15 protein-coding genes and 1 pseudogene are annotated in these 17905 nt (G+C 72.9%); 5 read left to right on the top strand and 11 right to left on the bottom strand.

What is annotated here, in order from left to right; translation table 11 throughout:
* Positions 1-15: 15 nt before the first annotated feature.
* The 4 genes from ACIQK6_RS15395 to ACIQK6_RS15380 are packed head-to-tail and all read right to left on the bottom strand — an operon-like array spanning position 16 to position 4490.
* Positions 16-648: an ATP/GTP-binding protein gene (locus tag ACIQK6_RS15395; RefSeq protein ID WP_384827957.1), complete on the bottom strand. Its 633-nt coding sequence runs from the start codon at positions 646-648 to the stop codon at positions 16-18.
* Complete coding sequence (locus tag ACIQK6_RS15390; protein WP_402694946.1) at positions 629-1018, bottom strand: DUF742 domain-containing protein; 390 nt, start codon at positions 1016-1018, stop codon at positions 629-631. The genes ACIQK6_RS15395 and ACIQK6_RS15390 overlap by 20 nt, the downstream gene beginning before the upstream one ends.
* Entirely contained in the window at positions 1015-1500 is a 486-nt protein-coding gene (locus tag ACIQK6_RS15385; RefSeq protein WP_329099046.1) for a roadblock/LC7 domain-containing protein, read from the bottom strand. Before ACIQK6_RS15385 ends, ACIQK6_RS15390 begins: the two co-directional genes overlap by 4 nt.
* On the bottom strand, positions 1497-4490 hold the full coding sequence (locus tag ACIQK6_RS15380) for a nitrate- and nitrite sensing domain-containing protein (protein WP_402694945.1): 2994 nt from the start codon (positions 4488-4490) through the stop codon (positions 1497-1499). Before ACIQK6_RS15380 ends, ACIQK6_RS15385 begins: the two co-directional genes overlap by 4 nt.
* 397 nt (positions 4491-4887) lie before the next feature.
* Between ACIQK6_RS15380 and ACIQK6_RS15375 the strand changes: the two genes are divergently transcribed.
* Positions 4888-5664 carry a protein phosphatase 2C domain-containing protein gene (locus tag ACIQK6_RS15375; protein ID WP_329099048.1) on the top strand — a complete coding sequence of 259 codons (777 nt, stop codon included), beginning with the start codon at positions 4888-4890 and terminating at the stop codon, positions 5662-5664.
* A 66-nt stretch (positions 5665-5730) separates the two neighbouring features.
* Here the strand turns inward: ACIQK6_RS15375 and ACIQK6_RS15370 are convergent, their stop codons facing one another.
* The 3 genes from ACIQK6_RS15370 to ACIQK6_RS15360 all read right to left on the bottom strand — a co-directional run bounded on the left by ACIQK6_RS15370 (position 5731) and on the right by ACIQK6_RS15360 (position 9471).
* Positions 5731-6171: a MarR family transcriptional regulator gene (locus tag ACIQK6_RS15370; RefSeq protein ID WP_329099049.1), complete on the bottom strand. Its 441-nt coding sequence runs from the start codon at positions 6169-6171 to the stop codon at positions 5731-5733.
* A 116-nt stretch (positions 6172-6287) separates the two neighbouring features.
* On the bottom strand, positions 6288-8693 hold the full coding sequence (gene lon / locus ACIQK6_RS15365) for an endopeptidase La (protein ID WP_329099050.1): 2406 nt from the start codon (positions 8691-8693) through the stop codon (positions 6288-6290).
* A 199-nt stretch (positions 8694-8892) separates the two neighbouring features.
* A complete protein-coding gene (locus ACIQK6_RS15360; protein ID WP_402694944.1) occupies positions 8893-9471 on the bottom strand; it encodes a DUF4240 domain-containing protein in 579 nt (192 codons plus the stop codon).
* Positions 9472-9693: 222 nt separating this feature from the next.
* Here ACIQK6_RS15360 and ACIQK6_RS15355 point away from each other — a divergent pair, with 222 nt between their 5' ends.
* Complete coding sequence (locus ACIQK6_RS15355; protein WP_402694943.1) at positions 9694-11070, top strand: hypothetical protein; 1377 nt, start codon at positions 9694-9696, stop codon at positions 11068-11070.
* Positions 11071-11153: 83 nt separating this feature from the next.
* Here the strand turns inward: ACIQK6_RS15355 and ACIQK6_RS15350 are convergent, their stop codons facing one another.
* The 3 genes from ACIQK6_RS15350 to ACIQK6_RS15340 all read right to left on the bottom strand — a co-directional run bounded on the left by ACIQK6_RS15350 (position 11154) and on the right by ACIQK6_RS15340 (position 14416).
* Entirely contained in the window at positions 11154-11921 is a 768-nt protein-coding gene (locus tag ACIQK6_RS15350; RefSeq protein WP_329099053.1) for a DUF4097 family beta strand repeat-containing protein, read from the bottom strand.
* Positions 11922-12018: 97 nt separating this feature from the next.
* A complete protein-coding gene (locus ACIQK6_RS15345; RefSeq protein WP_402694942.1) occupies positions 12019-12966 on the bottom strand; it encodes a sulfurtransferase in 948 nt (315 codons plus the stop codon).
* A 73-nt stretch (positions 12967-13039) separates the two neighbouring features.
* Positions 13040-14416 carry a hypothetical protein gene (locus tag ACIQK6_RS15340; RefSeq protein ID WP_402694941.1) on the bottom strand — a complete coding sequence of 459 codons (1377 nt, stop codon included), beginning with the start codon at positions 14414-14416 and terminating at the stop codon, positions 13040-13042.
* A gap of 78 nt (positions 14417-14494) precedes the next feature.
* On the opposite strand from ACIQK6_RS15340, the gene ACIQK6_RS15335 reads away from it, so the two are divergent.
* A complete protein-coding gene (locus ACIQK6_RS15335) occupies positions 14495-15130 on the top strand; it encodes a hypothetical protein (RefSeq protein ID WP_402694940.1) in 636 nt (211 codons plus the stop codon).
* Here ACIQK6_RS15335 and ACIQK6_RS15330 read toward each other — a convergent pair.
* Positions 15127-15852, bottom strand: coding sequence for a TetR/AcrR family transcriptional regulator (locus ACIQK6_RS15330; protein ID WP_402694939.1), 726 nt, complete (start codon positions 15850-15852; stop codon positions 15127-15129). The two genes, ACIQK6_RS15335 and ACIQK6_RS15330, sit on opposite strands and share 4 nt — an antisense overlap.
* Before the next feature lie 140 nt (positions 15853-15992).
* On the opposite strand from ACIQK6_RS15330, the pseudogene ACIQK6_RS15325 reads away from it, so the two are divergent.
* Together ACIQK6_RS15325 and ACIQK6_RS15320 are read left to right on the top strand one after the other, a co-directional pair.
* Positions 15993-16880 (top strand): annotated as a pseudogene (locus ACIQK6_RS15325) (glycoside hydrolase family 3 protein); the annotation flags it as partial.
* 169 nt (positions 16881-17049) lie between these two features.
* Positions 17050-17751, top strand: a complete 702-nt coding sequence (locus ACIQK6_RS15320; RefSeq protein WP_329099058.1) for a glycoside hydrolase family 3 C-terminal domain-containing protein — start codon at positions 17050-17052, stop codon at positions 17749-17751.
* The last annotated feature ends 154 nt before the right edge of the window (positions 17752-17905 follow it).

Genomic DNA, 17905 nt, shown 5'->3' with positions numbered 1-17905 from the left:
TCTGTTCGGGGTGCTCTATTCGGGGGTGGTGTCGAGGGCGTGGCCCACCAGGGCGAGCAGGGATTCGACCACCGTGTCGCGGCGCCGCGCATCCATGATCACGACGGGTACGTGGGGCGGGACGCTGAGCGCCTCGCGCACGTCGTCGGGCTCGTACGACTGCGAGCCGTCGAAGTGGTTGACGGCGACGGCGTACGGGAGCCCGCAGGTCTCGAAGTAGTCGAGGGCCGGGAAGCAGTCGCGCAGGCGGCGGGTGTCGGCGAGGACGAGACCGCCGATGGCACCGCGCACCAGGTCGTCCCACATGAACCAGAACCGCTGCTGGCCGGGGGTCCCGTACACGTAGAGGACGAGGTCGTCGTCGAGGGTGACGCGGCCGAAGTCCATGGCGACGGTGGTGGTGTTCTTGTCGGGGGTGCCGGACAGGTCGTCGGTCGGAGCGCTCGCCTGGGTCATCACCGCCTCGGTGCGCAGCGGGGTGATCTCGGAGACGGACGAGACGAAGGTGGTCTTCCCCACGCCGAACCCGCCCGCGACCAGCACCTTGACGGCGACGGGTGCGCGGGAGCGGTCGTACTGCCAGGGCTGGGCCGGCTCGTCGTCCGACTGCGGCAGGGACACCGGATTGTCAGAGACGGCGAAGACCACTGAGCACCCTTTCCAGCAGCGCGCGTTCGGGACGGCCGCTGCCGTGGCCCGTGGCGTAGACGCGGACCCGCCCCTGGTCGGCGAGGTCGCTGACCAGGACCCGGACCACGCCGAGCGGGAGCTTGAGCAGCGCGGCTATCTCGGCGATCGTCCGCATGCGGCGGCAGACCTCGACGATGGCGGGCATCTCGGGCATGCGGTCGGGCTTCTGCGGCTCGGAGACCTTCGTGTCCAGGGCGGCGACGAACGTCTCGACGTGCAGGACCTGCGTGAAGCGGGTGCGGCCGCCCGTGAGGGAGTACGGACGGACGCGGGCGGGGCGGCGGTCGGCGCCGCGTATGGGCAGCCGGTCGGAGGCCGCACTCCTCACGGGGTGTTCTCCATCGACTGGCGCAGCTCGCTGCGGACTTCGGGGGTCAGGACGTGGCCGGCGCGGCCGACGAACAGGGCCATGTGGTAGGCGACGACGCTCATGTCGCAGTCGGGGGTGGCGTGCACGCCGAGCAGTGAGCCGTCGCTGATGGCCATGACGAAGACCGAGCCGTGCTCCATCGCCACCATGGTCTGCTTGACCGAGCCGGTCTCCATGAGGGCGGCGGCGCCGGTGGTGAGGCTACCGAGGCCGGAGACGATGGTGGCGAGGTCGGCGGACGCGCCGCGCGGACCCTTGGGCCCCGGCCGGTCGACCGGTTCGGCCGCGCCCGCCCCCGGGTCGGAGGACAGGAGCAGCAGCCCGTCCGAGGAGACGACGGCGACGGAGTTGACGCCGGGCACCTCCTCGACCAGGTCGGTCAGCAGCCATTGCAGGTTGCGGGCCTGGGTGCTCAGTCCGTACGTACTGGGCGCGGTCATGTGCGTGCCTCCTGTGCGGTGTCCCCCCGGTCAGTCTTGCTCTGGCCCTGCCGCTCCGTGGGCCCCTGGTCAGGGGTGTGGTCGGACCCCTGGTCCTGGGCGAGTTCGGCGGCGGCGACGCGCCGTCCGTCCTGGGCTCCCTGGTAGAAGCCTCCGAGCCGGCGCCGCAACTCCTCGGCGTCGACCCGGCGTGGCGGCTCGGACGGTCCGTCGGCACGGGCCGGACGCTTGGCGGGGACGGTGCGCGGGGTCCGCTTGGGCAGGCCCTTGTCGGTGACGGCGCCTTCGGCCTCGGCCCGGTCGGCCGGGTGGCTGCTCTGGCGGGGGAGCCAGTTGCCCTCGGCCGGGGCGTGGGTGTGCGGCTCCGCCTCCGGTTCGGCTTCCTGTACGTCGGCCACGGGTGCGGTGGTGTGCGCCGTGGTCGGGATCTCCTCGGCGGGGTCCGCCACGCCGGGGGCGGCCGGCTCCGCGTCGGGTACGACCCGCGCGAGCAGCTGCTCCTCGGGGGTGGGCCCGTCTCCTGCCGGGGGCTCGGCCACGAACACCTGGTCAGCGGGGACCGGCTCGGCCGGGGCCTCGGCAACGACGGCGGGGCCCGCCAGGGCTTCGGCCAAGGTGATCGGGACCGCCGCGACGGCGGGCTCCGGGGCCGGCTCCGGTTCCGGTGCTGGTGCTGGTTCCGGCTCGACGGCGACGGGGACGACCGGCTCCTCGGCGAGGCCCTCGGCAAGGCCCTCGGTAGCAGCCTCGGTCTCGGTCTCGGCGTCGGTCACGGCCTCGGGCTCCGCTTCCGCGGCCGCCTCCGTGGCGACCTCCGCATCCGCATCCACGTACGGGCCCGCGTCCGCGTCCGGGTCCGGAGCGGCATGCGTCCCTCGGCGCCGCACCGGCAGCGTGTTCTCGTTCGCCTCAGCTATCACTCCCGGCAGCCGCAGCGCGGGCCCTCCCGGCATGGCCAAGGCATGCACCGGGGAGACCACCGGGGTGGTGGGCAGCAGCGTCACCGGGATGACCACCAGGGCCTCGGTCCCGCCGTGCCGCGGAGTGCGCAGTTCGGCGGTGACCCCGTGCCGGGCCGCGAGCCGGCCGGCCACGTACAGGCCCAGGCCGAGGCCGTGTTCCGCCTCGGGTTCCTCGTCGTAGGCCTCGGGCGTGGACAGCCGGGTGTTCAGCGCCTCCAGGCGGTCCTCGGTGATGCCGATGCCTTCGTCCACGACGGACAGCACCACGTCGCCGGCGCCCTCCAGCCAGCAGGACACCTTCACCTTGACCTCCGGCGGGGAGAACGTGGTCGCGTTCTCCAACAGCTCGGCCAGTACGTGTGAGATGTCGTCGGCGGCGTGGCCCGCGACCTGGGTGTACGAAGGCAGCGCGGCGAGGTCGACGCGCTCGTAGCGCTCGATCTCGCTGACGGCGGCCCGCATCACGTCGACCAGCGGCACCGGCAGGCCCTGCCCGTGTCCGTGCTCCTGCCCGGCGAGGACCAGCAGGTTCTCGTTGTGGCGGCGCATCACGGTCGCCAGGTGGTCCAGCTTGAAGAGGGTCGCCAGCCTGTCTGGGTCCTGTTCCTTGGACTCCAGTTCCTCGATGACCGCGAGCTGGCGCTCCACGAGGCCCAGGGTCCGCAGCGACAGCGAGACGGAGGTCGTCGACATGATGCGCCGGTGCTCCTCCAGCCCCGCCCGCAGCGTCTTCAGTTCTTCTTCCAGCACGTCCCGGGCGGCGGCCAGCGCCTCGCTGCGGCCGATGATCCGGCGCCGGTCGGCGTCGAGCCCGGCGATCCGGGTGTGCAGGGAGACCGTCTGGTCGCGCACCGCGTTCAGGTGGCGCACGACCTCGGCGAACTCGTCGTTGCGGCCCGTGAACCGCACCGGTTCCACCGAGCCCTCCGGCGTGGCCAGCCGCTCCGCGCCGCGGCGCAGGACCGACAGCGGCCGGGTCAGCGACCGCGCCACGGCGGTCGAGATGCCGACGGCGAGCAGGAACAGCACGCCCATGAACGCGATCACGAGTTCGAGCCGGGTCACGTCGTCGTCGCGCAGCGCGGCCAGGGCGGAGGCCCGTTCACTCGCGAGGGTGGCCTCCACGGTGCGCATGCGGTCGATGCGGGCGGTCAGCGCGGTGCCGACGGCGGCCCCGTCGGACTTGCGGTCGGCGGGCGTGAGGGTGGGCCGGTCGGTGAGCCGCTTGAGGAAGTCGTCGGCCGTCTTGACCTCGGGGCCGGTGACGGTGGCGGCCAGGGTCTGGCGCACGTCGGGCCGCGCGGCCCGGGCGAAGTCGTCGAGGGCGGCCTGCTCGCGCACGCGCGCCCGCTGGGCGGCGGCGGTGAGTTCGTCGACCACGGCCGAGTTGGGGGGCTGGTCGCCGCGGGGGACGGCCAGTGCGGCGAGCAGCAGTCCGCGGGTGGCCGAGGCCTGTTCCACGGCCTGTCCCAGCGGGGCCAGCGGACGGGTGGTGGTGAGCGCGGCCTCGGCGCGCGGCGGGGTCAGCTCGGCGAGCCGGTCGTTCGGGGCGAGGAGTTCCGCGATGACCCCGGCGTAGGCCTGGTGGACGGCGAGGGCGCTGCCCTTGCCGTCGACGGCCTCGGCGCGGACGGTCCGTACGCGGGCGAGGGCCCGGGCGGTCGCCTCGTCGGCCTCGGCCTGGACCTCGGCGAGCTGCCGGTCGGTCCCGGCGATGCGTTCCTGGACGGGCCCCTTGGCCGCGCCGGGCCGGCCCTTCGCGGCGTACTCGACGACCGCGTCACGCTCGTCACCGAGGAGGTGCGTGAGGGTGAGGGTCTGCCGGGTCTGATCCGCGAGGGTGACCAGGTGCTGGGAGTCGTTCAGTTCCCTCGAGGCGGAGACGACGGCGGGCGCGCCTGCCACGAGGACGGTGAGGCCGGCGACGGCCACGCCGATGACCAGCCTGCGGCGCACGCGGACGCGGCGTCCTGCGGGGGCCGGGCCGTCGGCGGCGGTGCCGTTCTTCCGAGACCGCTTCTTCTGCACCGGTGCTCGCAATCCTGTACGTGTGCTCTTGATCGTCTACTCGTGTGGCCGAGGTAACGGCCGGTCAACAAGTAAACGCCCCCTGCTCCCTCGTACCGCCTCAGACCTTTGCAGCGTGCTGGGAAGAGAGCCGCACATCGCCCAACCGGCCACCCGAACGAGTGAACATCACGGATGAGTTGCCGACCAACTCGGGCACCCCGTGCCGGGGCGCCTCCATGGACAGGTGGTTGAAAGATCGATGCGGGCTTTGGCAGGATGCCCGCCCACACGACCGACCCGCCGTCCCGGCACCCGCCGCCCGCCCCGGGCGGCCGGCGGGTGGAGCCGCCCCGGCGCACCCGATTTGGTACGGACCTACCCGCACCCGCGGCCTCCCGCGCGGCAGAATGCGGACATGCGCATCGACCTCGCCTCGGCCCCCGGTCACCAGGAACGCCCCAATGAGGACTGGGTGTCGGCCGCGATCCCCGCTTCGGGAGGAGGCGTCCTGGTGCTCCTGGACGGCGTCACCCCGCCGCAGGGCGACGACGGATGCGTGCACGGAGTGCCCTGGTTCGCGGCCCGCCTCGGCGGCCGATTGACCGAACTGTCCGGATCGCGGCGGGACATGCGGCTCGATCAGGTTCTGGCCGAGTCCGTCCGCGCCACGGCCGACGCCCACCGCGACACCTGTGACCTTTCTCACGCACGCACCCCGCAGGCAACGGTCGTCGTGGTCCGCTGGGACGCGCAGTACGTGGAACACCTCGTCCTCTCGGACTCCGTGCTGCTCCTGCAGGCGCCCGACGGCGAGGTGACGGCGGTGCTCGACGACCGGCTGGACCGGGTTCCACGGGAAGTACTGGGCTCGGTGGCCGCGACGGACGCCCTGCGCAACGCGGAGGGCGGCTTCTTCACGGCGGCCGCGGACCCGGCGGTGGCGGCCCGGGCGCTTGTGGGGCGCACCCCGCGCGGGCGGGTGCGGGCGGTGGCCGCGCTCACGGACGGGGCGAGCCGGTGGACCGACACCTTCGGGCAGGGCGACTGGGCGGACTGTCTGGCGGTGCTGCGGAAAGAGGGGGCGCAGGGCCTGATCGGCCGGGTGCGCGCCATCGAGTCCGGCGCGAAGCGCCCGTCGGCGGCCCGGTCCAAGCGGCACGACGACGCGTCAGCGGTCTACGCGGAGCTCTGAACTGCCCCGACCCCCCGGCGGCCCCGCGCACGGGCGTCCGTGCGCACGGGTGGTCCCTGCGCCGCCCTACTCCGCGCCCGCGTTCAACTGGTTCAGCAGCCGGGCCAGTTCCGCCACCTCGCCGCGGTCCCAGTCGGCGAGCTTGCGCATGTACCGCTCGCGGCGCGCTCCGCGGACCCGCAGGAACCGCTCCCGGCCCTCCTCCGTGAGGCCGACCAGGGAGGCCCGGCCGTCTGCGGGGTCCGGCTCGCGGGCCACCAGGCCGAGCACCTCCAGGGCCCGCAGCTGCCGACTCATGGTGGCCTTGCCGACCCCGAAGTAGGCGGCGAGCTCGGTGGCCCGCTGCCGGCCGGCCGCTTCCAGGCGTACGAGGAGCCCGTACGCGGCGGGCTCCAGCTCGGGGTGGAGCTCGCGGGCCATCTCGCCCGAAGAGGCCCGGGCCCGCCGGAGGAAGACGGACAGCTCCCGCTCCAGGGCAAGGAACTCCTGGTCTTCGCTCCCGTGCACGTCCCGCTCCTTCGATGCTGTGTGGCACCCACGTGGATGCGGGGCCAGTATTTCGCAGTGGGTGTGCCGACGGCCCGGTACCCCGCCGGAGCGGGACACCGGGCCGCGTGCACGGGTCAGGCCGCCGCGACGACCGCGGCCTCCGCCCGGGCCAGGGCGAGCTCCAGGACCTGGCGCACGTCCGTCACCGGGTGCACCTCCAGCTTCTCCAGCACCTCGGCCGGGACGTCGTCCAGGTCGGCCTCGTTGCGCTTGGGGATGATGACGGTGGTCAGTCCGGCCCGGTGCGCCGCCAGCAGCTTCTGCTTCACCCCGCCGATGGGCAGGACGCGCCCGGTCAGCGAGACCTCGCCGGTCATGGCCACGTCCGTGCGCACCTGCCGCCCGGAGAGCAGCGAGGCGAGGGCGGTGGTCATGGTGATGCCCGCGCTCGGGCCGTCCTTGGGCACGGCGCCCGCCGGGAAGTGGATGTGCACGCCCCGGTCCTTCAGGTCGGCGACCGGGAGCTCCAGTTCGGCGCCGTGGGAGCGCAGGAAGCTCAGGGCGATCTGCGCCGACTCCTTCATGACGTCGCCGAGCTGGCCGGTGAGGGTCAGGCCGGCCGCGCCCGTTTCCGGGTCGGCCAGCGAGGCCTCCACGAACAGCACGTCGCCGCCCGCGCCGGTGACCGCGAGGCCGGTGGCCACGCCGGGGACGGCGGTGCGCCGCTCGGCCGGGTCCTGGGCGGACTCCGGTACGTGGTGCGGGCGCCCGATCAGGGCCCGCAGGTCGTCGGCGCCGATGCTCAGGGGCAGCTCCCGCTCGCCCAGTTCGTGCTGCGAGGCGACCTTGCGCAGCAGGCGGGCGAGGGACCGCTCCAGGGTGCGTACGCCCGCCTCGCGGGTGTACTCCCCGGCCAGCTTGCGCAGGGCGTCCTCCTCCAGGACCACCTCGTCGGAGCCGAGCCCGGCCCGCTCCAGTTGGCGCGGCAGCAGGTGGTCGCGGGCGATGACGACCTTCTCGTCCTCGGTGTACCCGTCGAGCCGGACGAGCTCCATCCGGTCGGCCAGGGCCTCGGGGATGGCCTCCATGACGTTGGCGGTGGCCAGGAAGACGACGTCGCTGAGGTCCAGTTCCACCTCCAGGTAGTGGTCGCGGAAGGTGTGGTTCTGTGCCGGGTCGAGGACCTCCAGCAGGGCGGCCGCCGGGTCTCCCCGGAAGTCGGAGCCCACCTTGTCGATCTCGTCGAGGAGGACCACCGGGTTCATCGAGCCGGCTTCCTTGATCGCCCGGACGATCCGGCCGGGGAGGGCGCCGACGTAGGTGCGGCGGTGGCCGCGGATCTCGGCTTCGTCGCGGACGCCGCCGAGGGCGACGCGGACGAACTTGCGGCCCATGGCGTGGGCCACGCTCTCGCCGAGCGAGGTCTTTCCGACACCGGGCGGACCCACGAGCGCGAGCACGGCGCCCCCTCGTCGGCCGCCGATGACGCCCATGCCGCGCTCGCCGCGCCGCTTGCGGACGGCGAGGTATTCGGTGATGCGGTCCTTCACGTCTCCGAGGCCGGCGTGCTCGGCGTCGAGCACGGCCCTGGCCCCCCGGATGTCGTACGCGTCTTCGGTGCGCTCGTTCCAGGGCAGTTCCAGCACGGTGTCCAGCCAGGTCCGGATCCAGGACCCCTCCGGGCTCTGGTCGCTGGCCCGCTCCAGCTTCTCGACCTCCTTGAGCGCGGCCTCCCGGACCTTCTCGGGGAGGTCGGCGGCCTCGACGCGGGCGCGGTAGTCGTCGGACTCCTCGCCGTCCTTCTCGCCGTTCAGCTCGCGCAGTTCCTTGCGCACGGCCTCCAGCTGCCGCCGGAGCAGGAACTCGCGCTGCTGCTTGTCGACGCCGTCCTGGACGTCCTTGGCGATGGACTCGGCCACGTCCTGCTCGGCGAGGTGGTCGCTGAGCGCCTTGACGGCGAGCTTGAGGCGGGCGACCGGGTCGGCGGTCTCCAGCAGTTCGACCTTCTGCTCGACCGTCAGGAAGGGCGAGTAGCCGGAGTTGTCGGCGAGCGCGGAGACGCCTTCGATCTGCTGGACCCGGTCCACGACCTGCCAGGCGCCGCGCTTCTTGAGCCAGCTGGTGGCGAGTGCCTTGTACTCCTTGACGAGCTCGGTGACCGCCCCGGGCAGCGGATCGGGCACCGTTTCGTCGACGGTCTCGCCCTCGACCCAGAGCGCTGCTCCCGGGCCGGTGGTCCCGGCTCCGATGCGGACCCGGCCGAGGCCGCGGATGAGCGCCCCGGGGTCCCCGCCGGACAGTCGGCCGACCTGCTCGACGGTGCCGAGCACACCGGTCCCGGCGTACGTCCCGTCGATGCGCGGCACGAGCAGGACCCGGGGTTTGCCGCTGCCGCTCTTCCCGGCGGCGGCCTGCGCCGCCTCCACGGCGGCGCGTACCTCGGCGTCGGAGAGGTCCAGCGGTACGACCATTCCGGGCAGCACGACCTCGTCGTCGAGCGGCAGTACGGGCAGGGTGAGTGTGACGGACGTCGAAGCCATGATCTTCCCTCCGGCAGTGAAGTTGAGCTCTGCCGACTCAATGCATCTGCGCCTCCCGATGTTCCCCAAGCCCCGTTCGCCGGGGGCGAACGCAGCCGGCCCGTCCTAAGTAGGAAGGCACCATCTGGCGCAGCACACGCACCGACGACCTCATGCGCGATGAAGTCGCGAAGAAGCGCCGGGCTCCCGAAGGAACCGATTAAGAGGTGGTTTCTACGGGGAAGAGGACGTCGAGCCGAGGAGTCCCAGCCGTCACCGTGGCTTCTACGGTGACGGTCTCTTCTTCGACCTTCGCGCATGCGTCCTGGACGGCTTCCAGGGCCTCGTGGAACGCCTCCCCACAGCCGTCCTCCTGGCCTGTCAGCTCGTCGAATACCTCCTGGGCCACGTAGTCGAGCTCCTCCCATTCCGGCCACTCGTCGTCGCACCACTCCCGCGGGTGCCGTCCCACCAGGGCCCGCACCTCGGCAACGTCAGCGAGGGCGTCCGGATCAGCAAGCACCGCTCGGTACGTTTCGCGCCCCTGGGCCACCAGCCAGAGCGCGAAGTAGTCGAAGCTGTCGTCGGAGCACAAGCCGCCCTCAATCCGGCCCACCGCCCGCCACAGTGCGCCCGTGGTGACCGCCGCGCACGCAACTTCCAGACGCGCCTGAAACTCCACGCCCTCGACGGCCGGCCGGCGACGCAACTCCCCACGCAGCCACTCCAGCCGTTCATGCCGGTCACCGGGGTGACAACTCAGCCCGTCCATGAGCGCCCAGAAGGTTTTCTCGTTCATGCGGCACAGCATCACAACCACCACTGACAAACCCCGGAGCCCTTGTCAGAGCGGGCGGAAATCGAAAAGTAGACCAGCAAAAGACCTCATGCCTCGGCGCAACCCAACTCTTCGCCCCGCAGCTAGGACGTCGGAGCCGACGCAATACGAAACGGCACCCGCCATGGCCCGTCCTTTGACGTGGATCTCTTCGTGTCGGCGGGTGCATCTACGCTCCCGTTCATGCACATGGATGATCTTGCCTGGCAGGCGGGCAACTTCGGCGGCATCGCCCCGAGAAGCGTGGACCTGCTGTTGGAGCACGGCCACCTGGAACTGGTGATCCGAGCGGCGGCGGAACGCGGCGAGTGGTTCTGTGCGGAAGGCGCGGTGGAGGAGTTGTGCCGGGGAGGGGAGTTCGACCGGGCGCTGAAGGTCATGGAGCCGTTCGTCGCAACCGGGTGGCCGACCGCCTTGTGGGCGAAGGCTGACGTCTTGCTCCGGTCGGGACGGCCGCAGGAAGCACTGGACCTGGTACGCCCGGACGCAGCCGGTGGGACCTCGAAAGCCGAGTCCCATGACTTCGCCGGTTTGCTCGCCAGGGCAGGGCGCGTCGGCGAGGCCGTCGAGCTACTCGTCCCGCACATCGACGGATGGTGGACCCTGTCCGTCCTCGTGGAGATCACCGAAGGCCGGGACCGTGACGAGCAGGTGCTGCAGCTGATCGCCCCGCACGCCGACAGTGCGCGCCGCGCCCGGGGCGAGAGCCGGTGGAATCACCCCTTCGACAACGCGCAGGAACTCCAGGCCCAGGTGTTGGAGCGCGCGGGCCATGCCGACGAAGCGATCCGGATCCTCGGTCAGGACATAGCCGGACGCAATTACCTGACGCAGAACACCCTCACCGCCTATGCCGGGCTGCTGTCGCGTCATGGTCGGCTCGACGAGCTGCGCGAGCTGGCCACCGGGCAGGACGCGCGCGCCGTCCTGGACCTTTACGCCGGTGCCCTTCGCGACCACGGCCGGGCCGAGGAAGCCGAGACCGTGATGCGCGAAGCCATTGCCGCCGACGACTGGGTCGGGTACCGGGCTTGGCTCTCCTCGACCTTGCTGCGGGACGGCCGACTGGACGACGCGATCTCCGTGGCCGAACCCGGCTTCGGCTGGTACGACTGCTCCAACCTCCTGGCCCCGCTCGTCCTCCCGCTTCTCCACCGCCCCGAGGAGCTGATGCACCTGGTGGAGCACCCCAGCGTCGTGCCCCACCATGACCACGAGGAGTTCCAGCTCGGGTGGCGGGCCTTGGCGCTCGCCGGACTTGGTCGCCTCGACGAGGCGATCGCCCTGGCCGAGGCCGACCCGCGCCCCTGGACCGACCCCCGCATCGTCAAGGCCCACCTCCTCAGCACGGCCGGCCGGTTCGATGCTGCCGCTGCCGAACTGCGATCCCTCGGCACGATCAAGGCACGTGAAGAACTGTGCGAGCTCTTGGTCCGGCAAGGGCGGGCCGCCGAGGCGATCGCCGTCCACCCCACCGCGGCCGAGCAGCGAGCTGCCAAACCGAAGCCCGTACCCGTCCCTCTGGACGAACACGGGTACTCCTTGGAGCCCCCCTTCTAGGAGTGGCAGGCCGCCACCAGGTCTGCGGGCGGGGCTGGCTCACCTCACGCGCCCTACCGGGGGGGCTCACATCGGATCGGACATCAGACCGCGGAGATGCGGATGTTGCCCGACGTGGTCTCCACCGAGATGCGGGAGGAGGCCGAGGCGTCGTCGGGGAGGGTGACGTCGCGGTCGCCGGAGTCGGTGGAGACCTTGATCCGGTACGGGTCCTGCGGGGCCTTCAGGGTGACGTCGCCCGAGCTGGTTTCCGCGAGCACCGATGACGGGGCCTTCGTGAAGTCCAGGCGTGCGTCGCCCGAGGACGAGCGGATCTCGGCGCTGGGGCCGGTCAGGCCGGTGGCGGTGATCCCGCCCGAGGAGGTGCGGACCTTCAGCGGGCCGCCGATCCGGTCGGCCGTGACGTTCCCGGAATCGGCCTCCACCTCGGCCCCCGCTACCCCCGTCACCGTGATGGCGCCGCTGGAGCTCTCCAGCTCGACCGTGGCCGCGGCCGGTACCTCCAGTCGGTAGTCGACGTAGCAGTTCCCGGAGCAGTTGTTGCTGAAGGTCAGTACGCCTCCGGTGACCTTCTGGCCGGTCTTCGGAACGGTGTCCCCGCGGTAGTGGACGGTGCGGTGGACCGTGACTCCGGGGCCGGTCCCGGGGGTGACGTCGATCGAGCCGGACCGGGCCCCCGTCACCTTCACCGCCTTGACCGCCTCGGTGACCGTGGCATCGGCGCTCGCCGTCTTGTAGGCGTCGTCCGCGAGGGCGCCGCCGGAGAAGGAGCAGCCGGCCAGGAGGAGGCCGGCGCCGAGGGCGGCGATCGCGGTGCGGGACGTGCGGGCGGACGTGGTGGAGGAGGTCATGGACCGATTCTGGGTCGGCAGCCCGTCCCGGGCCGATGGGGCACGTACCCGAACCCCCGGTGGGGTTAACCCCCGTTCCCCGTCCACTCCCCGTCCGCTACGGGCCGGTGGTCACGGGGAATTCCGAGGGCGTGCCGGGCGCACCGGGCAGTCCCCACTCGCTCCAGGAACCGTCGTACACCGCGATCTCCTCGTACCCGGCGAGGTCGGCGCCGAGGGCCAGCACGCAGGCGGTCACCCCGGACCCGCAGCTGAAGTAGAGCCGGTCCCGGTCCCCCGTCAGCGCCCTGAAGGCCGCGCGCAGTTCCCCGGCCGGTCGCATCAGACCGCTCGGGTCCTGGAGTTCGGCGAACGGCAGGTTGACCGCACCCGGCATGTGGCCGCCGCGCAGGCCCGGGCGGGGTTCGGGGACGGTACCGGCGAAGCGTTCCCGCGTGCGGGCGTCGAGGACGGCCGCGGCCGGGTCGGCCAGGGCCCGCGCGATGGTGGCGCCGTCGACGAGCAGCCCGGCCCGGGGCCGGGCGGTGAAGGAGCCGCGCGGACCCCTGTACGCGGGGCCGGTGGCCGAGGTCGGCAGGCCGGCGGCGGTCCAGGCGGGCAGTCCCCCGTCGAGGACGGCGGCCCGGTCGAAGCCCATGGCGCGCAGCATCCACCAGGCGCGGGCGCTGGAGTAGATGCCGGCCCCGTCGTAGACGACGACGGTGTCCGCGTCCTCGACACCGAGGGCGCGCATCGCCTCGGTGAACTCCGGGGCCCCGGGCACGGTGTGCGGGGTGGGGGCGGTGTGGTCGGACAGGGGCCCGTCGAGGTCGAACGGGCGGGCGCCCGGGATCCGGTGGGACGCGGCGCGGTGGGCGCCGACCGAGGCGTCGAAGAGGACCAGGCCGGGCGCACCCAGTCGCTCGGCGAGCCAGTCGACCCCGACGAGCGGTCCGGGAAGGGGCCCGATCAGCACTTCGGGCCGTGCCACGGGCAGGGTTTCGGGCCGTTCCACGGGCAGAGCTTCGGGCCGTGCTTCGGACGCGGCGTCCTGGGGCTGGGTCATGCGGCACCTCCGGCTGTACGACACGGGTCGCCCCATCCTCCGCCGTGGCCCGCACCGGCTTCCCGTCCGGGGGTCAACCGCAGCCGCCCGGCCGGGCGTAGACCGCCACCCGGGCGCCGCGCACCCCGGTCATCGAGCACAGGTCGAAGCGGGCGGCCAGTTCCTCCCGCTTGACCGCCTCCCGCGGGTACGGGTCCAGCGGCTGACCGGCCGGGTCCGACAGCACGATCACCCGGGGCGAGGCCAGCAGTGCCGCGCGGATCCGGTCCGGGGGCAGCTCGGTGCCCTGGAGGCTGTGCGAGGCCGCCGGGGTGCGGTCCAGGGCCACGTCGCGCAGTTCTCCGTAGAGCTCGGGCGAGGACAGCAGCCACTCGCGCCTGCGCGAGGGCGTGAACAGCACCGCGTCCCCCGGCCGGGCCCGCTCCCGGACCGCGGCGGCCACCGCGAGCACGTCGTCCTTGCGGCTCTCGGGCGTGCGCAGCCACACCGACCAGAGGCCGAACGGCACCAGGAGCGCGCCCGCCAGCACCCACGGCCACCACCCGCGGGCCCGCGCGAGCCGGACCCCCGCCAGCAGGGCGAGCCCGGCCAGCGCGTAGATCACGTACCGGTCGACGTACCAGGGGTTGAACAGGGAGATCACCATCAGTACCCCGGGCGGCAACAGGACGAGCGGGAGCGCCACCCGTACGAGGTCGGGCGGAGCGCCCCGCGCGAGCAGCAGGGCCGCGGCGGCCACCACCCCGTACGCCACCCAGTCCTGCCAGCTGGGCCGCCCGAGCCAGCCGAGTTGCTGCTCGGCCTGCCGGGCGCTCACCACGGCCAGCGGCAACAGCAGGACCAGCAGGACGGCGGCGCTCCGGCGCCAGCCGCGCGAGCGCCACGCGGTGAAGGCGTGGGCGAGCAGGGCGAGCGCGGCGAACTCGTGCAACCAGCAACCGATCAGCAGCACCACCGTGTACGCCGGCCACCGCTCGCGCAGCATCAGGTACGTCGCCCACGCCACGGCGGCCGCGACCATGGCGTACGAGCGCCCCTCCTGGGCGTACATCTGCACGGGGGGCAGTACGGCGTACGCGCAGCCCGAGAGCAGTGCGGCCCGCTCCCCCGCGAGCCGGTGGGCGACGGCGGCGACCCCGGCGGCCGCGAGGGCGGTGGCGACGACGGAGGGCAGCCGCAGCGCCCACAGGCCGCCCTCCCACGCCTGGAACACCCCGTGCACGAGCACGTAGTGCAGGCCGTGGACGGCGTCGACCCGGCCGAGCAGCTCGACGATCCCGCCGAGCGGCCGGTGGGCCACCTGCCAGGTGACGGACTCGTCGCGCCACATGCTGCCGCCCCGTTCCAGGCCCCACAGGCCGAGGAGCACGGCCAGCAGCGGCGGGAGCAGGCGCCAGGGGGCGATCCGGCTGATGTCGGCCTCCGCGTGCGGTCGGGACGGGTGTCGCAACGGGTGTGCGGACTCCATACTCGGTGGTGGACCCGAGTCCCCGCGGAGGTGGGTGTGCACGCGTTGAGAACGGTTGCGGTGGCAGTACTGGGCGCAGCGGTCCTAGCGGGCTGCGGGCCTTCGGGCACCGCGGGCGGCGACGACCCGGCCCCGAAGCCCTCCACGAGCGCGAGCGCGTCCGTGGACCCGAGCGCGGGCACCCGTACGAGCCCGGGTACGAGCCCGGGCGCGAGCACGGGCGCGAGCACGGGCGCGAGCACGGGCGCGAGCACGGGCGCGAGCACGGGCGCGAGCACGGGCGCGAGCACGGGCGCGACGGCCGACCCGACCACGAGCCCCACGGCCGGCCGGGTCCCCGCCCCCGGCGAGACCCTGGTCCGGGTGACCCGTACCGGCGGCTTCGCCGGGCAGACCCACACCCTCATCGTCAAGGGCGACGGCTCCTTCACCCGGCTGGACGCCGGGGCGAAGCCGACGGGCACCGGCAAGCTGACCGGAGCGGAGCTCGCGCGCCTGCGCACCGCACTCCGGGAGGCCGACTTCGCCCGGCTGCCGCGGGTCGCGACCGGCGGCCCCACCATCTACGACGGGTACTACTACGCCTTCGTCCACGACGGCCACGAGGTGACGAGCGACCAGGGGTCCCTGCCGGAGGTCCTGGCGAAGGTGCTGGACGCGCTGCCCGCGTTCACCGGCGGCACCGACGCTCCCTAGCCCGGGTCGACCCGGGGCGCGGCCGAGACGTCCCGCAGCAGCCGGTCCAGGAATCCGCGCAGCCCGGCCGGCATGTCCACGCTGCCGGGCGCCAGCACCCACTGGATCTGCAGGCCGTCCATGACGGCGAGGACCTCACGGCCGACGGCCTCGCAGTCGGTGTCCGGGCGCAGTTCGCCGCGTGCGACGCCGGCCTCCAGCAGTTCGACGGTGTAGCCGAGCACCCGGGCGTAGCGCTGGGTGAAGTACGCGTGTGCGGGGTGCTCCGGGTTGCCGGATTCGCCGACCAGGGTGTTGAACATCCGGACGATGCCGGGCCGCCGCTCGTTGTCGGCGGCGAGCTCCACGACGGTGGCGAAGTGGGCGGCGACCGACTCGGCGGGCGCGCTGAACAGACGCTCGACGTCGTGCTGCTCGCTCTGGGCCAGGACCGAGAGCAGCAGGTCCTCCTTGCCGCGGAAATGGTGCAGCAGTCCGCCCTGGGTGATCCCGCAGTCGGCGGCGATGCGGGCCAGCGAGGAGGCGTTGAAGCCCCACTGCGCGAAGTGCTCGACGGCGGTGTCGAGGATCTTCTGCCGCCGGGCGTCGCCCACCGCGTAGGTCCCCCGGGCCGAGCCCTTCGTCGCCTTTGCGGCCCTTGCGGCCCCTGCCGCCCCTGCGACCCGTGCCGCCCCTGCGGCCCCTGCGGCCGGCCGCTCCGTCCGCCCCGTGTCCTGTGCCATGCGGACAGCCTAGGTCTCAGCCCTTTCCGACCGTCCGGCCCGTGTGACCCGGCTCACTTTTTAAAAACCTAGCAGGTGCATGGTTTTCGACTCTACCGTGGCCGTGCCGATCCGCCAGTCACGTGCTCCAGGAGCCCGCCATGAACGCGACGCCTGATTACCGAGACGCTGCGCTGCCCGTGGGCCGCCGCGTGGCGGACCTGCTCTCCCGGATGACCCTGGAGGAGAAGGCAGGCCAGCTCTTCCACTCGATGCTGATGATGAACGCGGACGGCACCCCGGTCACCGAGACCGACGGCTCGATGCTCCCCTTCACCACGCCCGAGCTGGTCGAGGACCGCTTCCTCACCCACTTCAACCTGCTCGGCACCTACGGGGCCCGCGAGATGGCCCGGTGGCAGAACGCCGTCCAGGAGATGGCCGCGGCCACCCGCCTCGGCATCCCGGTCACCCTCTCCACCGACCCGCGCCACACCTTCACCGACAACATCGGCGCGTCCTTCAACTCCGGCGCCTTCTCCGCCTGGCCGGAGGCGCTGGGTCTGGCCGCCATCGGCGACCCCGAGCTCGTCCACCGGTTCGCCGACACCGTCCGCCGCGAGTACCTCGCCGTCGGCTTCCGCGTCGCCCTGCACCCGCAGATCGACCTGGCCAGCGAACCCCGCTGGGCCCGCCAGTCCGGCACCTTCGGCTCGGACGCCCGGCTGACGGGCGAGCTCGTGGCGGCGTACGTGCGCGGCCTGCAGGGCCCAAGCCTCGGACCCGGTTCGGTCTCCGCGATGGTCAAGCACTTCCCCGGCGGCGGCCCCCAGAAGGACGGCGAGGACCCGCACTTCGCGCACGGCAAGGAGCAGGTCTATCCGGGCGGCATGCGCGAGCACCACCTGGAGCCGTTCCGGGCGGCGATCGCCGCCGGGTGCGCGCAGATGATGCCGTACTACGGCCAGCCGATGGGCACGGACTGGGAGGAGGTCGGCTTCGGCTTCAACAAGGGCGTGGTCACCGGCCTGCTCCGCGAGGAGCTCGGCTTCGAGGGGATCGTCTGCGCCGACTGGGGGGTGCTCAACGACGCGACGATCTTCGGGCAGGTGCACCCGGCGCGCGCCTGGGGCCTGGAGCACCTGGGCGTGGCCGAGCGGGCGGCCCGGCGGCCTGGAGGCCGGCTGCGACCAGTTCGGCGGCGAGCAGTGCCCCGAGGTGATCGTGGAACTGGTCCGCTCGGGCCGCGTCGCGGAGTCCCGGATCGACGACTCGGTGCGCCGCCTGCTGCGGGAGAAGTTCACGCTCGGCCTGTTCGAGAACCCGTACGTGGACCCGGACGCGGCGGCCGAGATCGTCGGCCGGTCCGACTTCACGGCCCTGGGGGCCGCGGCCCAGCGCCGCTCCCTCACCGTCCTGACCAACCCGGACGGCCTGCTCCCGCTCACCACGGGGCCGAAGCTGTACGTGCGGAACGTGGACACGGCCGTCGCCGCCGAATACGGCGAGGTCGTCGGCGACCCGGCCGACGCGGATCTCGCCGTACTGCGACTGCGGACCCCGTACGAGCCCCGCGAGAACGTCTTCGAGTCCTACTTCCACTCGGGTTCGCTGGCCTTCCCCGAGCCCGAGCTGACCCGGATCCTGGCCCTGCTGGACCGGGTACCGACCCTGGTCTGCATCAACCTGGAGCGGGCCGCCGTCATCCCGGAAATCGCCGAGCGCGCGGCGGCCCTGATCGCCGACTACGGGGCCGGCGACGCGGCACTGCTGGACGTGGCCTTCGGCCGCGCCGCCCCCGGGGGCCGCCTCCCCTTCGAGCTCCCCCGCTCGATGAAGGCCGTCGAAGCCTCCCGTCCCGATGTGCCGAACGACACGCTCGACCCGGTCTTCCCGCACGGCCACGGGCTGACCCTCTAGCGGCCCGGGGCGCCCGTGGACACCCTCCGAGCACCCTCCGAACACCCGCCCGGGTACCCCTAGGAAACTGATGAAGATGTTGGGTTCTGGCCCCGCCGCGTCAGCGGTGGGGCCAGACTCGTTCTCGTGGTGCAAGGGGAATGGTTCGGGGAGA

Source organism: Streptomyces sp. NPDC091682, from assembly GCF_044756625.1.
GTDB lineage: Bacteria > Actinomycetota > Actinomycetes > Streptomycetales > Streptomycetaceae > Streptomyces.
Note: the sequence above shows the minus strand (reverse complement) of the source record. Positions and strands in the feature narration are given on the sequence as shown.

Excerpts from the sequence above, each read along its gene's own strand:
- ACIQK6_RS15375 (WP_329099048.1), top strand. The coding sequence starts at position 4,888 with ATGCGCATCGACCTCGCCTCGGCCCCCGGTCACCAGGAACGCCCCAAT.
- ACIQK6_RS15360 (WP_402694944.1), bottom strand. The coding sequence starts at position 9,471 with ATGAACGAGAAAACCTTCTGGGCGCTCATGGACGGGCTGAGTTGTCAC.
- ACIQK6_RS15330 (WP_402694939.1), bottom strand. The coding sequence starts at position 15,852 with ATGGCACAGGACACGGGGCGGACGGAGCGGCCGGCCGCAGGGGCCGCA.
- ACIQK6_RS15385 (WP_329099046.1), bottom strand. The coding sequence starts at position 1,500 with ATGACCGCGCCCAGTACGTACGGACTGAGCACCCAGGCCCGCAACCTG.
- lon (WP_329099050.1), bottom strand. The coding sequence starts at position 8,693 with ATGGCTTCGACGTCCGTCACACTCACCCTGCCCGTACTGCCGCTCGAC.
- ACIQK6_RS15350 (WP_329099053.1), bottom strand. The coding sequence starts at position 11,921 with ATGACCTCCTCCACCACGTCCGCCCGCACGTCCCGCACCGCGATCGCC.
- ACIQK6_RS15355 (WP_402694943.1), top strand. The coding sequence starts at position 9,694 with ATGCACATGGATGATCTTGCCTGGCAGGCGGGCAACTTCGGCGGCATC.
- ACIQK6_RS15345 (WP_402694942.1), bottom strand. The coding sequence starts at position 12,966 with ATGACCCAGCCCCAGGACGCCGCGTCCGAAGCACGGCCCGAAGCTCTG.